Below are 13951 nucleotides of genomic sequence, written 5' to 3'. Positions count from 1 at the left end.
AAAGTCATAGATGAAAGCTTGGAAATCATGGTTTGGGCGCTCCAACAAAATGACCCGCAGCGGCTTTTGGACATGCCCTCTGAAGGCTGGGACCTAATTTCGGCAAATGATGGCCCGTTCAAAACAGCACTGGATCACACCAAATACGCTACGCGTTATCCGGATCTAGACTTCGATGAGGAACGCAAGAAAGCGATGGGCTACTTGCTTGACCTCAACGAACGGTTAGTTGGGCGGGCCTGGCTTTTTGGGGATAGACCCACCCTAGCGGATCTAGCACTTCTGCCATTTGTTCGCCAGTTTGCACATATAGACAGGGCTTGGTTTGATGCACAGAAGTGGCCAAGTTTAATCGCTTGGTTGGATCAGTTCCTAGACAGTGAAGCTTTTTTGCTGGTGATGAAAAAGTATGCAACTTGGTCAGAAGACGAAGCGCCGATTTGGTTTAACGGCTGAATGCAGCAGATCATATTCGGCCCTTTGCGGCCGTTGGAGCCTTATCAATGCTGCATCGCAGCATTTCGAGCTGCGGAGCGTCTGCTATGGAGGTCTTTGTCGACGCCCAGCTGAGCCGGGTACTGCAACGCCGCTGTTCAAAGCCGCCCTTCGAGGTGTGAAGCAGAAAACGAAGTGGGGGCCTTGTAGAAACTGTACGAAACAGGCGTTCGACAAGGTAGAAGCAAGGGTCGCCTTAAAGTAGAAAGCGTCAATCGTAACTATCGAGCGATTCCCCAAGCGTAACACCTGCTCTGCCGGTTCGCAGATCAAGACTTACACCCTATTTTCTGAATCACGCACGATGGAATCAAACGGCTGGTAAACCTTCTGGACTTCCCGGAGATGACCATTCTAGCAGCCTGTGTTTCAGCACAACGCATAATTGCACTCAAAGCAAATTCGATCAGGTCAGCTGGCGCTCCGTTTTGGGAAAGGCGATCAGAGGACACTGCGGGCGACTTAACCCGTCTGAGCAACCCCTGTTTGGCTCTTTGAAAGAGGTCACTTTTGGTCGGCTTTTTCATAAGTAGGCACTCGCGGCAATGCAGAAGAACTGCAATCTCGGCTCATCGCTGGGTTTCTCTATGTACAGGATCAATGTCCGCTAGTAGGCAGAATAAAGTGATGATGTGTTGGCACCGCAGGGGGGCTGATTACTCAACCAGAGATCGCTTCACATATCACCCATACCCCGACGTTCATATTCTTTTTGGACCGTCAAACATCCATGGGTCGCGAAATTTCAGACGCTGTGACGGACCGCCTAGGCCGGGATTGACGTCAGACTTCCAACTCTCGTCACCCTCATTCTCGGCGATTGACCTGTTCAAAGCTTCAAATGGGAGAAGCTCCTCGCGGAGTGTCATTTCGTAAATACCCTAGGCACGTCGCGGGTCTGGCCGAAGCGCGTCGAACAGATCCTCAGTCATGACGACTTGGGACACCCGTCCTGCGTGGCGTACGAATGTCGGACCCTCATCCGCCTGTTTCACCGGGCCAAAGGTACTGTATTAATGCGTTTCGATGCCGAAGCGTTTGCCTTGAAACAGGGGGAGATATGGAAACCTCATGTTTTCCTTTTTTAAATGCAACTAAACGGTCGCGGAAACGCCGTTTTGAGTGCGACTAGGGGTTGGGAAATATATCAGATAGGAAAAAGTGAAGTTTTTCAGCGCTTGCGTTGGAGTTCGGCTAATTTTTTGACGCAAGACTCTTGAGCAGCGGCGTAGAGGTTGCTGAAAGGTTTAACTTTTTAAACTTACTACAATAATTTAAGCCTTTTAAGTAGCAAAGTTCTTGAGGAGTTATGCGGTATAGAAGAGAGATTGACGGTTTGCGTGCTGTTGCTGTGCTGCCGGTCATTTTGTTTCATGCGGGCTTTAGCGTGTTCAGTGGTGGATACGTGGGCGTTGACGTTTTTTTCGTCATCAGCGGCTATCTGATTACAAGCATACTGATTGGTGAGCTGGAGCAGGGTTCTTTTTCTATTTTACGCTTTTATGAACGCAGAGCGCGACGAATATTGCCGGCGCTTTTTGTTGTGATGCTGGCTTGCCTGCCTTTCGCCTATATGTGGATGTTGCCATCGCAGTTAATGGACTTTGCACAAAGTTTGATTGCTGTGATTTTATTCTGCTCAAATATACTGTTTTGGCAGGAAAGCGGGTACTTTGGCGCCGCCGCTGAGTTGAAGCCTCTACTCCACACTTGGAGCTTGGCAGTTGAAGAGCAGTTTTATCTCATTGTCCCGGTCTTTTTGCTGCTGGCATGGCGGTTCGGGAGAAATAAGGTCTTTTGGAGCATAGTTGCGATAGCCGCGTTCAGCTTTTTTCTGACTGAATGGGGTGCGCGTCGCTTTCCAATTGCAAATTTTTATCTTGCACCAACTCGCGCTTGGGAACTTTTGGCAGGATCAATATGTTCTTTTCTAACCTTTGGCCAGAAGCAGCGGTCAAGCAGTTTACTTAGCGCCACTGGACTGGCTCTAATTGTGTTTGCAATATTCTACTATGATGAAAGTACACCTTTCCCTAGTGTCTTTGCTCTCGGACCTGTGGCAGGCACGGCTCTGATTATTCTCTTTGCGGACAAGAACACTTGGACTGCCCGATTGCTATCGACACGCGTTTTTGTCGGTATCGGCTTGATTTCGTATAGCGCATATCTGTGGCATCAGCCGGTGTTCGCATTTGCACGACTGCGCAGCCTTACAGAACCAAGTCATATTGTGATGTCATTGCTGGTTATTGTGTCCCTGATTTTGGCATATTCAACATGGTATTGGGTAGAGCAGCCGGTCAGAAAACTTGGTAACTTCAAAATTGTAACCCAGCGTAGCGTGTTCGCAGCGAGTGGTGCTGCTTTTTTGGCGATTGGATTGGCAGGGCATCTCGGCAGTGGTTTCGAATGGCGATGGGGCCCAGAAATTACGCGCTTTGTTGCAGCGGAAAAGGATACATTGGACCTATCTTGTCTTTTTGATAATGGCGGCAATAAATTAGAGCATCCTGTTTCACACTGTGCCTCAACGAGTGGCATAGGAATTGACGTGCTGATTATCGGCGACAGTCATTCAAACGCACTTAGAGGAGGCGTAGGCCAGGCCTTAGACCGTGCCGGTGTCGGATATTATTCGGTGTCGCATCAAAGTTGTCTGCCTTTGCTGGGTTTCCGACGTTTCACTGCAGAGGGTGCATCTAGCTGTCAAGACTTCCTATCTGGAACTTTTGAGTGGGCCAAAGAACAGGGTATCGGCACCGTGGTACTCGCATCACGGTTTCAGATATTCCTTGATGGAAGTCGCTTCGACAATACCGAAGGCGGGGTGGAAAAAGGGGGACTTGTCTGGGTTGACTTGCTCGAGCGCTCCGAAAGCAAGTGGGATGATCATGAAAGGCGTGTGCGTGTTATTGAGAGAATTGAGACAAGTATACGAGACCTTGCAAATCACTTTAGTGTTGTACTCGTGTATCCTATTCCAGAAGCAGGCTGGAATGTTCCGAGCTACGGTTTGAAAAAAATTCTCTTTGATGATGGAAATGCTACCATTACCACATCTTACGCTGCCTACATTGAACGTACATCGTACGTTAATTCACTGTTTGACCGACTTACTTTGGAAATACCTAACGTATTTGGTGCGCAAGTTCAAAAGTCGCTCTGTAACCACGAGACGATGCGTTGTCTGAATGCCGATGAATACGGCATTTACTATCATGACGATGATCATATGAGCAACGCTGGAGCCCGACTTGTAGCACCTATTATCGTCAAAGAAATTCAAAAATCTTTACGCGCAATTAAGGGGAGTAACCGCGGTTAAATGAGCAAAGCAGGTTCGTTGCAATGCGTGTGCGCCGTCGGTTAGTTAGTCATAGCTTAAGAAAGAAGTCCCGTCTGCCCGCATGCTATGCGTCTGGCACAATTAAGTACTACCTCAAACAAAACTGTAAGCGGCGCTATTTAGATAAGAAAAACGGCAAATGGTCCTCATGCCAAACTCCGCACACATGCTCCGAACTTTGTTCCATTTTCAGCGACTTTCTGAAGTTGTCCGGACCACTACGGATTAATCCGGGACGGTGTTTTTGTCTTTTTGGATTTCTGCTCCGAGTTGATAGCGTTGAAAAGCTCAGTTTTGGGTGAAAGTCAGTGGATGAGCAGGCCTAGGAACGACGCCACGAGACTTCGGCCAAGTGGGCATCAAATCATCAATGCGGCGCTGTATGTGTTGCTCATGACCTTTTGAGCATGACTCGGCACGAGTTTTACCATGTTTCAAATTTCTAAGAAAATCTCAGAGCGAGAAAATTCGGAGTTTTTCACCTCTACTGGGCTAAATAAAGACCTTACCTGCAGCGTTGATGAAGGAGCGCTATTCAAATTGAGCCAGAAATGCTTGACGTTTGGGTTAGAAACAAACGACGCGATTTGCAGATTTATTGAAGTTTTGGCTGTTGATGGCGTCAAAAATCAGTGACATTCCATATTTCCTGTTGAACGTCACACGAACCTGACTCAACCGCCATAGTTGGACCAGAAAAGCGGTGAACGTTCGACATTAGAAGGCACCTCAATTCAAACTTCTTTTCAGAAACGAGTTGAGTGTTTGACTTCAGGCAATGTTCCCAAACGGTGGCATCCATTTCAGATGGACAGCGTTGTTTACATGGTGAAAGCCATCAAGAACGACCGTCGTGATCTTGAACCGTTTCCAGAAGGAGTTCGGATAATCAGCAAGTGAGGATATGTGGTCGGTCATTATGTGATATACCCCAGCAAGATGCTTTATCTGATTGCCTGAGTTTGGTTGCGAAACAACCAGGGTTTCAGCAGCACAGTTATGATTGGCATTATCACGTATGTCATCGACACAACCTGAATGGTGACGATACTCAGCGTCTGTGCCCAACGCGGCCAGCCAACCAGAAAGGGAACGAGGAAAACCTGTAGTGCAAAAACAAGAGCAAAGATAACAACGATCAACAGGACAGCCATCTTATAGCGTGGCGGAACGGTCGCCGGGACCTCGGGCAGATCGAACCACACTTCGAGGCCAGTTTCGCTTTTGCGATCTGCATCGCCGTCGGATATCCCTTCCAGCTTTGCAATCCACTGGGATCGCTCAGGCGACGTTTCCCAAGCTGCGGCATGTTCGTAGCTGTCGAAACGGTATATCATGACATAGCGACCGCCGGTCTGGTCAGACGGGCGCAATATGCTCAATCCCTGTTGCCCTTCAAAATGCGATGCTGCCTCGGCGACGCCACGGATCCAATCCTCGAATTCAGCCTCGCGCCCCGGTACCACCTTTCGGGATACAGAGATCGTCACAGGGTGGTTCTGTGTGTCCGAATGGGCTGCCAAGTCATCAGTCATTGTGAATCAAGTCACCTGTTTTGAGGTTCAAGAGCGTTGTTTGATCGGCGGCGGTCTGCCACCCACAATGCCTGTCTCGCGCTTGCGAGGCCCTAAAGCTCTCTTTCCAGTTGTTCCAATCGATCCTTACCAAAGAACATCTCCTCTTCGATAAAGAAGGTGGGGATGCCGAAGACACCTTGCTCAACAGCCGCGTTTGTATTGTTCTTAAGGTGCTCTTTCACTGAGTCTTCATTTGCGCGCGCCAACAGTGTTTGTCCGTCGACACCTGCATCGTTCATGGCCGAGACAAAAATATCCGGATCATCCATTTTGAGCCCCTTTTCCCACATCGCTGCCATCCCCGCCGCGATGTAGTTGTCCTGGAATCCGTCAATTTCGGCCGCTACTGCTGCCCGCATCATAAGCAGCGTGTTGACCGGGAAATGGGGATTCATGAGGAACTCAGACAGTTTGTGCCGACGAATAAACCGTTCGAACTCAATGCGGTCATAGTCCAGCTTGCCTTTGACGTTCTGGAACATCAAAAACGGAGACCGGTTGCCCGTTGCCTTGAAAATCCCACCCAGAAGACAAGGGATATAGTTGAACGTCGCGCCGGTTCTCTCCTCAATGCCCTTGACCAGACGATGGGCCAGGTAAGCATTGGGGCTTCCGAAGTCGTAGATAAAGTCAACCTGAACTGACATGGTTCGCTCCGACTACCAGCTTTCTTTCCAGGGACGCAGGTCTAGCTCATGCGTCCACGCGGTTCTGGGTTGTTTGTGTAACATCACATAGTTTTGCGCGATATGTTCGGGCTTCAGGATACGGTCTTCATCGCGCATCTGGTCCACATCCGGGAAATGGTCGCGGATGAAATTGCTGTCGATGGCCCCGTCGATCACCGTGTGGGCCACGTGGATGTTTTTCGGCCCCAACTCGCGCGCCATGGATTGCGCCAGCGCCCGCAACGCGTGTTTCGCGCCCGAAAAGGCCGAGAACCCGGCATTGCCGCGCATACTGGCCGACGCGCCGGTGAAAATGATCGTCCCGCGTTCGCGCGGCAGCATCCGGGCCGCGACTTCGTGGCCCATCAGGAATCCGGCAAAGGCGGCCATCTCCCAGACCTTGCGATAGACGCGCGGCGTGGTTTCGGTGATGCCGAACCGCACATTCGCGCCAATGTTGAAAACGGCGACCTCGATCGGGCCGACCTCTTCCTCAATCCTGTCGATCAGGTTGTGCATCTCGGTCTCATCCCGCGCGTCGGCGGGATAGGCGCGGGCCTGATGACCCTCGGCACGGATCGAGGCAGCCAGCTCTTCCAGCGCATCGGCGTGACGGTCGCGGCGCACGACACAGGCGGTCAAACCCTCTGCCGCGAAAGCCCTTGCAATGGCCGAACCGGTATCGTCCCCGGCCCCGATAATCAGGCAGGCGCCTTTGGGATTCTGCATCCTGTTCTCCTCCTTGAATGAATTGTCAACCGCGCCCACGCATCAAACCGCGCAGCAAATGGGTCGCAAACCGGGTCTGACTGGGCAAATAGCCGCTGGACTTCGGCAAATCATCCTGTGCGTCGCGAACCCGATGAGTGTAAAAGATGTGGAATTCCGGATCCGGCAGATCACCTTGCTCGACCATGCGGGCGGACGGTACCAACATTAGCTTGGGAAACAGCGGCATGTTCAGCTTTTCCAGCGCAGGATTGCCGCAAGTGGTGCATTTGCCACGCGCTAGCAAAGGCGGTTGGCGCAGAGTTTCATATGAAATCTCACCGCAGCCGGCCTGATCCACGTCTGCAGCGCGAAACAGCAGGATATCGCCATATTCGGCGTCATTGAACCGCTGGCAGATGGTGCAATGACAGATCGCCCGAAACAGCGGGCGACCTTGAATTTTGAAATGAACCTGCCCGCAGCTGCAGATGCCGTTGGAATGTGTCATCTAACCTTCCCATGTTGCGAGCAGGGTTCTGCGAGATCAGGCGCGAACCTTTTTGACGGCTTTGCCGTTTTTCCAGAACCGGTACATCACTCGCAGCGCCGGCCAGACGCCATCTGCTTTGGTCTGCACCTTCTTACCCTGCGAGATACGTTCGATCTGCATGGTGTACCAGCTGATCTCCATGATCGCCATTGCGTCGATCTTCTTCAGACCCGAACGGATGGGCGCAACATGCGAAACGTGCTTGGGGTTCTGCAGAACGTGCTGGCCGAACTTGGGATCTACCGCAAACGGACGGGCCACACCGGCCATGTCCAGAGCACCGGTTGCCAGAGCTTCGCTCATGCCCTCGGAAGAACGGAAACCACCGGTCACGACCAAAGGGGTCGAGATCTGTCTTTTTACCTTTTCGGCATATTCCAGGAAATACGCCTCGCGCTTGAGGGTGCTTTCCTTTTTGACTTCCTGCTTGCCCTTGCGGTTAACCGGGTTTTCCCAGCTGCCGCCCGAGATTTCGATCAGGTCGATGCCCAGACCGTCCAGACGCTTGGCCACTTCGATCGAGTCTTCCTCGGTGAAGCCGCCCTTTTGGAAGTCGGACGAGTTGATCTTGATGCCGACGTTGAAACCGTCGCCGGTACGGGCACGGACACGTTTGTAGACCTCTTCGACAAAGCGGAAGCGGTTGTCAAAGCTGCCACCCCATTTGTCTTCGCGGCGGTTGTGATGCGGCGACAGGAACTGGCCGATCAGATAGCCATGCGCGCCGTGCAGCTGGACGCCGGTGAAACCTGCCTCTTCCAGACGGGCGGCGGCTTCGGCGAACCGGTCAATGATGTCCTCGATCTCGGAATCGGACAGCTCGCGCGGGGGGGCGAACATTTCGTTCGGGATCGGCACGACCGACGGTGCAACCGGTGCGTCGTTGACCATTTTGGGCGACTGCTTGCCCGGGTGGTTCAGCTGCGGCCAGATATGGGTGTTGGTCGCCTTGCCGGTGGCGGCCCATTTGCGCAGCAGATCCATGTTGGTATCCAGCAGAGCGTCAACAACCAGCGGTTCGTTCATGTGCTTGCCGTCAACCATCATGTTGCCGGTGATCAGCAGGCTTGCGCCGCTGTTGGCCCAGGCTCCGTACAGCGATACGTGCGCCGGTGTCACTTTTCCTTCCGGTGTTGCCAGCGCTTCGTTCATCGAAGCCTTGCAGATCCGGTTGCGCAGAACCGTACCTGATTTCAGCGTCAGGGAATCCCCAAGCGTTGCCATTTGCGTGTTTCCTTGAATCGTCATTTCGTTCGTTTCTATTTTCTGAGCAGCAACCATCGGGTCTTACTCCTTGATATTGCGGCGCTTGAAGCGCATCGCCTGAAGCTTTTTCAGGCTGTTGAACATGAAGTTGTCCCAGGGCGGGGCAACAAAAGCGGTAGCGTTGATGCGGCCTTTGCGGACCACGCCCTTGGCTTTCGAGAAATTGCGGAAGCCTTCTTCACCGTGATAGTGACCCATGCCCGACGGACCGATGCCGCCGAACGGGATGTCATCGGCCATCACATGAGACATGGTGTCGTTGATGCAGGCACCACCCGCATGGGTGCGGGCCAGAATGTCATTGGCGCGCCTCTTGTCCCAATCGAAGTAGTAGAAGGCCAGCGGACGCGGGCGATCGTTGACATAGGCCACGGCCTCATCAATCGAGTCGTACGGGATCACCGGCAGGATCGGGCCAAAGATCTCTTCGCGCAGCACTAGCATCTCGTCAGTCGCGCCCAGGATCAGAGTCATCGGCATCTTGCGGGTGTTGTTGAAATCTTCGCCTTTGGGGTTGATGGTGATCAGCTCGGCGCCTTTTGCCTCGGCGTCTTTCAGATAGCCTTCCAAGCGGGTCTTCTGGCGGTCGGTGATGATCGCAGTATAATCCTGATTGTCGCGCAGGGTCGGGTAGGCTTTGCTCATTGAATCTGCGAAGGCTGTGCAGAAGGCGTTCACCTGGTCGCGCGGGCACAGGATGTAATCGGGCGACACGCAAACCTGACCGGCGTTGATACCTTTCCCAAACGCGATCCGGCTGGCGGCCTCTTTGATCGGGAAGTCCTTGTGGATGATGACCGGCGATTTGCCACCCAGTTCCAGCGTAACCGGCGTCAGGTTGTCGGCCGCGGCCTTCATCACGATCTTGCCAACCTGAGTCGAGCCGGTGAACACCAGATGGTCGAACGGCAGCTTGGTAAACTCGGTCGCGACCTCGACACCACCGGTGACAACGGTTACTTCGTCCTCAGAGAAGATATCGGCGATGATTTCTTTCAGCAGTTCGCCCGAGGCCGGTGCAAATTCCGATGATTTCAGCATAGCGCGGTTGCCCGCAGCCAGCGCGCCAACCAGCGGCGACAGGGCCAAAAAGATCGGGAAGTTCCACGGCACCACGATGCCGACCACGCCCACGGGCTGATACTGCACCTGAATGCTAGCAGGCATCAGGGTCAGTGGCGCATGTCGGCGCTGTGGTTTCATGAACTTGCGCAGGCGCTTGCGGTAAAAGGCGATGCCGTCCAGCAGTGGCATAATCTCGGCCAGTTCGGTTTCAGCCGCCGACCGGCTCGAGAAATCCTTGCTGACCGCCGCGATGATGCGCGCCTTGTTGTCGATCAGCGCGTTGTGCAGCTTGTCCAGACGCCGCACCCGAGCCGCCCGATCAGGCATAGGATCGGCCAGATAAGCTTTTTTCTGCGCCAGAAGCAGCGCTTCCAGATCAGGTATTTCCGACGAAACGGGTGTCAGGTGCGGTGCGGACATTGTCAAACCCTCCGGGATTTAAACGTAATCGGTGACGGGGCCGATCCCCATTGCGGCATGGGTGGCGTTCTTGCGCTCCAACCAGTCGGCTTCGTCGCCGGGGAAGGGCAGAACCATGCCGCCTTCGACCACCCAGTTGGATTCGATGCCGATCAGCGTGACCAGCACCTTGCTTTTGTCCAGCTGGGCCGCCTCGGAGACCCGCGTGTGCATCTGCTCGTTCAGTTTTTCATAGAGACCGGCGGTCCGGTCTCCGCCCATGCGAACGTTGCCGTTCACGCCCAAAACAGTTCCGCGGCGCATACTATAGCCGGTCATGAAAACCACGTTCACGAACTCGGACGGCGCGCCAGTCAGGCCACAATGCACGTCGGTGATGACCTGTGCGATGTCAAAACGGATCTGCTCGGGGAACGGTTTCTTGGATGCAAGTGTATAAAGCGGCATTTCAATTCCTCCCCTATTGATTGAACTGCGTGATCATCACGCCGTGCCGCATCTTCGAGATCATTGCGCGCGAAAACAGCTTGAATAGATAGGTAAAGCGCCCCCACGGCGATAATCGCGTCAGGTTCCCCTTCAGAATGTCGCCATAGCGGGACTGATCGAATGCGCCCACCGACACCTGATCAGGGTGCTGACCGGTGATCTTGCGCCAGCATTTATCAACCTCCAGCATGAAGGCTTCGCGGCGCTGCGTTTCGAAACCGTCCGGAACTTCCATCGAGACAGTCGAAGACCGGGACCAGCTGCGATCCGTGATCGTGTGCTGCTTGGCGGCGACGTTCCAGATAATCGTCAGCTTGTCGTCGCAAATATGCTCGGCGTACAGCTTGCGCACGACCTCTTCGAGCGCTTTGATCTGCTCCAGTGAGATCTGACCTTCCTGAATGGCAATGAGTGATCGCATGATGTCCTCCTGCCAGTAATCTTGGGTTTTGGGGTTCAAATTTGGATGATGGCAGCGGACATCTTTTTGACATTATCGGCCAAGGTGGCTAGCATCCGAACATGCAAAATGAGTCCCAGAAACGGTCCCCAGGAAGCATCCGCATTCTGTGCGAAGAAGCGCCAAATTATGGTGTGACTGCTGAACAGTGTCTTGAAGGAACCGGGCTTGTGACGTTCGACCTCTATCAGAACGAAGCAACAGTAACCCTTGGGCAGGAAGTTTCTGCGATTGCCAACTTTATCAAGTACGCACCGGGGCGCCCGGGTATGGGGATTGAGATTGGACGCCGGTATCGACCCGAAGTGTTTGGAATATGGGGATATGCGATCTTAAGCAGTCCAACAGTTCGCGCAGGGCTGAAAACCGCGATGGACTTTGCGAATTTGTCCTTCCTGATCGCCCGCTTGCGGTTGAACGAGCTTCAAGACCCACCGGTTTTGAATTTAGACATCCGCGGCTTGCCGAAATCGGTCGAAGGCTTCGTTCTGGAACGGCACCTAACTGTCATCAGCAACTTCACATCGCAGTTTCTTCCAAAGTTTTCACTGTCCAAGGTAACGTTCGAAACAACATTGGATGACCCGAAAACTGCCGAAGCAATCAAGTCCATGCTGGGTGTCAACGTTAAGCTGGGCTGCGACAAGAACGCCATTGTGCTGTCCAACAAGCTGTTGGATCTGCCGTTGCCTCAACACAACCCAGCCACGATGGAGAGTTGTCTGCGGCAGTGTAGGAGCCTGTTGAATTTAGAGGACTCTGATGTTCCAGAAATGACGGCACAAGTCCGCGAAGCGACGCTTCTAGAGATGAACAACGATCCAACAATCGTTTCGATCGCGTCCAAACTCGGAACCAGTGAACGCACGCTGCGCCGTCGCCTGGCACAAGAGGGCACCAGTTTTAGAAAGATCCACACTGAAGCCAAACTGGCTATCGGGCACGAATTGCTCAGCACGGCTGGCCTGGATGTTTCAACGGTCGCGTGGAGAACCGGTTATTCTGAACCCTCCAGCTTTGTAAGAGCCTTTACAAAGAAGTACGGTTATTCACCCGGCAGTCTGAAGACTTCATCGCGTTACGGAGAAAAAAAGTTAATCGGCTAGTTGACCCTGCAGGTTCTGGGTTTCGCTAATCGTTGCTGCTGATTGCGCCAGCAATTCCACAAGCCATTCGTGACCCGGATCAGTGTTTCGGCTCTTGTGCCAGTACAAGCGCACCTCAATTTCGGGGTAGTCAAATGGAAGGTTGTGTGAAGCCAGTTCACCAGCATCCACGAAGGGACGAGCCAGACGGGTCGGTACGACGGCAATCAGGTCGGTTGCTGCTACAACCGGTGGAATCGAAACAAAACTCGACATTTGCAAAGCGATATTTCGGGCTGGCAGAGCGTTTCCCAACAGGAACTCCAAGGGCGTGGTTCGGCGACTATTCTGGCTGCGGACCATTCCTGACCTGCGCACCAGTGAAACTTGCGCCAGCGTTTGAAACTCTTCCAGCGATACACCGGTTAAAGCGCAGGGGTGATCGGTTGCACAGATAAGCGTCAGAGACTCCCGCAACAGCAGCAACGAGTCATAGTGCTCCTCTGGAATAGATGTGTATTCGACTGCATATCCTAACCGCCCATCTTTCAAACGTCCGGGGATGTCGTCCAGGTAATCGGGGTGTACTTTCCACTTCAGATTAGGCGCCTTGCTGCGGGCCTGGTCCATCAAAGCCGGCCCCCAGATATGTTCAACCGCGTGATTCATTGAAACGTCGATGGTTCGAGAAAACGTCTCGGCAGAAAAATCCTGCTCCTCGAAACTGCTTCTTATCTGCATGAGCGCTGGCGCGATTTGAGTGTGCAAATCATAAGCCCGCTGCGTCGGTTTAAGGCCGCGCCCCGTGCGTACAAATAACTCGTCATCGAATCCAAGACGCAGCCGCTTTAGCGCATTACTGACCGCAGGTTGGCTCATGTTCAGGCGCTCTGCCGCCTTGGATAAATGCTGTTCGCGCATCAAAATATCGAAGATCGGAAGCAAATTCAGGTCGTGATTTCTGAGCATTAACCCCGTTATTCCATGCAGTGATAATATCCTTAAGTAATATAAATTAGAGGATATATCAAATCTCCGTATTCTGACTGGCAACTTTTAGTTAGGGAGGACCCAGTTATGAATGACGAGGCAAGAGAAAAGTTTCGCGCCAAATACCGTGCCGGCGTAAGCCCAAATTACAGCGGCCTTTTGCATCTGTCCGTCGTGGTGCTTGGCGCCGGATCGCTGATTTGGTGGGGAACGACCAAACTGGTCGATTTCAAACTGTACCAGTTATGGTTCGTTGTGATGACGTATATCGCTTACAATCTGGGCGAATGGGCGTCTCACAACTATTGGGGGCATCACAAAACCAAGCTCTTTAAGTTGTTCTACCAACGCCATACTGGCGACCACCATACCTTCTTCGTTGATACTGACATGGAGTATCAGATGGTTCTGGATTGGCGGGTCGTGATCTTCCCGATTTATCTGCTCGTCCTGACAACTGTAGCTATTTCAATCCCCGGAGGTCTGGTGTCTTACTTCATCTTCGGTGGCAACTACGGCTATCTTTTCTTCATCACGATGACGTCTTGCTACCTTCTGTATGAAGTGCTGCACTTCAGCTACCACTTGCAGCGAGGGTCAGTGACCGAACGCGTCTTTCGTCTGATCCCCGGCTGGACATATCTGCGTTTGTTCCACGCCGTGCACCACAATCGCGACCTGATGGTCGAAGGTAATTTTAACATCACGCTTCCTCTGTTCGACTGGATTTTCGGTACGCTCTATTTCGATGCGAATGACGAGCAAAAACCGTCGAAGGGCGACGCGAAACCTCAGCCTCAATAACCGAATGGATACGTTTCTGGCCGGC

14 protein-coding genes are annotated in these 13951 nt (G+C 52.8%); 4 read left to right on the top strand and 10 right to left on the bottom strand.

Annotated elements, in window-relative coordinates; all coding sequences use genetic code 11:
• Nucleotides 1–456: glutathione S-transferase C-terminal domain-containing protein (locus tag ACR0DX_RS21400; protein WP_480847325.1), on the top strand; the 456-nt coding region annotated here is incomplete at its 5' end.
• Nucleotides 457–1804: 1348 nt separating this feature from the next.
• Complete coding sequence (locus ACR0DX_RS21395; protein ID WP_480847323.1) at nt 1805–3820, top strand: acyltransferase family protein; 2016 nt, start codon at nt 1805–1807, stop codon at nt 3818–3820.
• A 792-nt stretch (nt 3821–4612) separates the two neighbouring features.
• Here the strand turns inward: ACR0DX_RS21395 and ACR0DX_RS21390 are convergent.
• The 9 genes from ACR0DX_RS21390 to ACR0DX_RS21350 all read right to left on the bottom strand — a co-directional run bounded on the left by ACR0DX_RS21390 (nt 4613) and on the right by ACR0DX_RS21350 (nt 11008).
• Nucleotides 4613–4759, bottom strand: coding sequence for a hypothetical protein (locus tag ACR0DX_RS21390; protein ID WP_170356269.1), 147 nt, complete (start codon nt 4757–4759; stop codon nt 4613–4615).
• A gap of 26 nt (nt 4760–4785) precedes the next feature.
• Nucleotides 4786–5376, bottom strand: a complete 591-nt coding sequence (locus ACR0DX_RS21385; RefSeq protein ID WP_170356270.1) for an antibiotic biosynthesis monooxygenase — start codon at nt 5374–5376, stop codon at nt 4786–4788.
• Nucleotides 5377–5468: 92 nt separating this feature from the next.
• Nucleotides 5469–6065, bottom strand: a complete 597-nt coding sequence (locus tag ACR0DX_RS21380) for a 2-hydroxychromene-2-carboxylate isomerase (protein ID WP_170356271.1) — start codon at nt 6063–6065, stop codon at nt 5469–5471.
• A gap of 12 nt (nt 6066–6077) precedes the next feature.
• A complete protein-coding gene (locus ACR0DX_RS21375; protein ID WP_170356272.1) occupies nt 6078–6815 on the bottom strand; it encodes an SDR family oxidoreductase in 738 nt (245 codons plus the stop codon).
• Nucleotides 6816–6840: 25 nt separating this feature from the next.
• Complete coding sequence (locus ACR0DX_RS21370) at nt 6841–7305, bottom strand: GFA family protein (RefSeq protein WP_170724794.1); 465 nt, start codon at nt 7303–7305, stop codon at nt 6841–6843.
• Nucleotides 7306–7341: 36 nt separating this feature from the next.
• Nucleotides 7342–8571 (bottom strand): NADH:flavin oxidoreductase/NADH oxidase family protein, encoded by a 1230-nt coding sequence (locus ACR0DX_RS21365; RefSeq protein WP_170356274.1) that lies wholly within the window; start codon nt 8569–8571, stop codon nt 7342–7344.
• Nucleotides 8572–8634: 63 nt separating this feature from the next.
• A complete protein-coding gene (locus ACR0DX_RS21360; protein WP_170356275.1) occupies nt 8635–10098 on the bottom strand; it encodes a coniferyl aldehyde dehydrogenase in 1464 nt (487 codons plus the stop codon).
• An 18-nt stretch (nt 10099–10116) separates the two neighbouring features.
• Nucleotides 10117–10545: a hypothetical protein gene (locus ACR0DX_RS21355; protein WP_480847318.1), complete on the bottom strand. Its 429-nt coding sequence runs from the start codon at nt 10543–10545 to the stop codon at nt 10117–10119.
• 13 nt (nt 10546–10558) lie between these two features.
• Nucleotides 10559–11008 (bottom strand): hypothetical protein, encoded by a 450-nt coding sequence (locus ACR0DX_RS21350; RefSeq protein ID WP_170356276.1) that lies wholly within the window; start codon nt 11006–11008, stop codon nt 10559–10561.
• Between the two features lie 101 nt (nt 11009–11109).
• Between ACR0DX_RS21350 and ACR0DX_RS21345 the strand changes: the two genes are divergently transcribed.
• Nucleotides 11110–12153, top strand: a complete 1044-nt coding sequence (locus ACR0DX_RS21345; RefSeq protein ID WP_170356277.1) for an AraC family transcriptional regulator — start codon at nt 11110–11112, stop codon at nt 12151–12153.
• On the opposite strand, the gene ACR0DX_RS21340 is transcribed toward ACR0DX_RS21345, so the two are convergent.
• Complete coding sequence (locus ACR0DX_RS21340) at nt 12142–13101, bottom strand: LysR substrate-binding domain-containing protein (protein ID WP_480847329.1); 960 nt, start codon at nt 13099–13101, stop codon at nt 12142–12144. The two genes, ACR0DX_RS21345 and ACR0DX_RS21340, sit on opposite strands and share 12 nt — an antisense overlap.
• Before the next feature lie 108 nt (nt 13102–13209).
• Between ACR0DX_RS21340 and ACR0DX_RS21335 the strand changes: the two genes are divergently transcribed.
• Nucleotides 13210–13926 (top strand): sterol desaturase family protein, encoded by a 717-nt coding sequence (locus tag ACR0DX_RS21335; RefSeq protein ID WP_170356279.1) that lies wholly within the window; start codon nt 13210–13212, stop codon nt 13924–13926.
• Nucleotides 13927–13951: the final 25 nt, after the last annotated feature.

This window comes from Ruegeria sp. D3, assembly GCF_056534465.1.
This window is presented reverse-complemented; position numbering and strand designations above follow the sequence as displayed.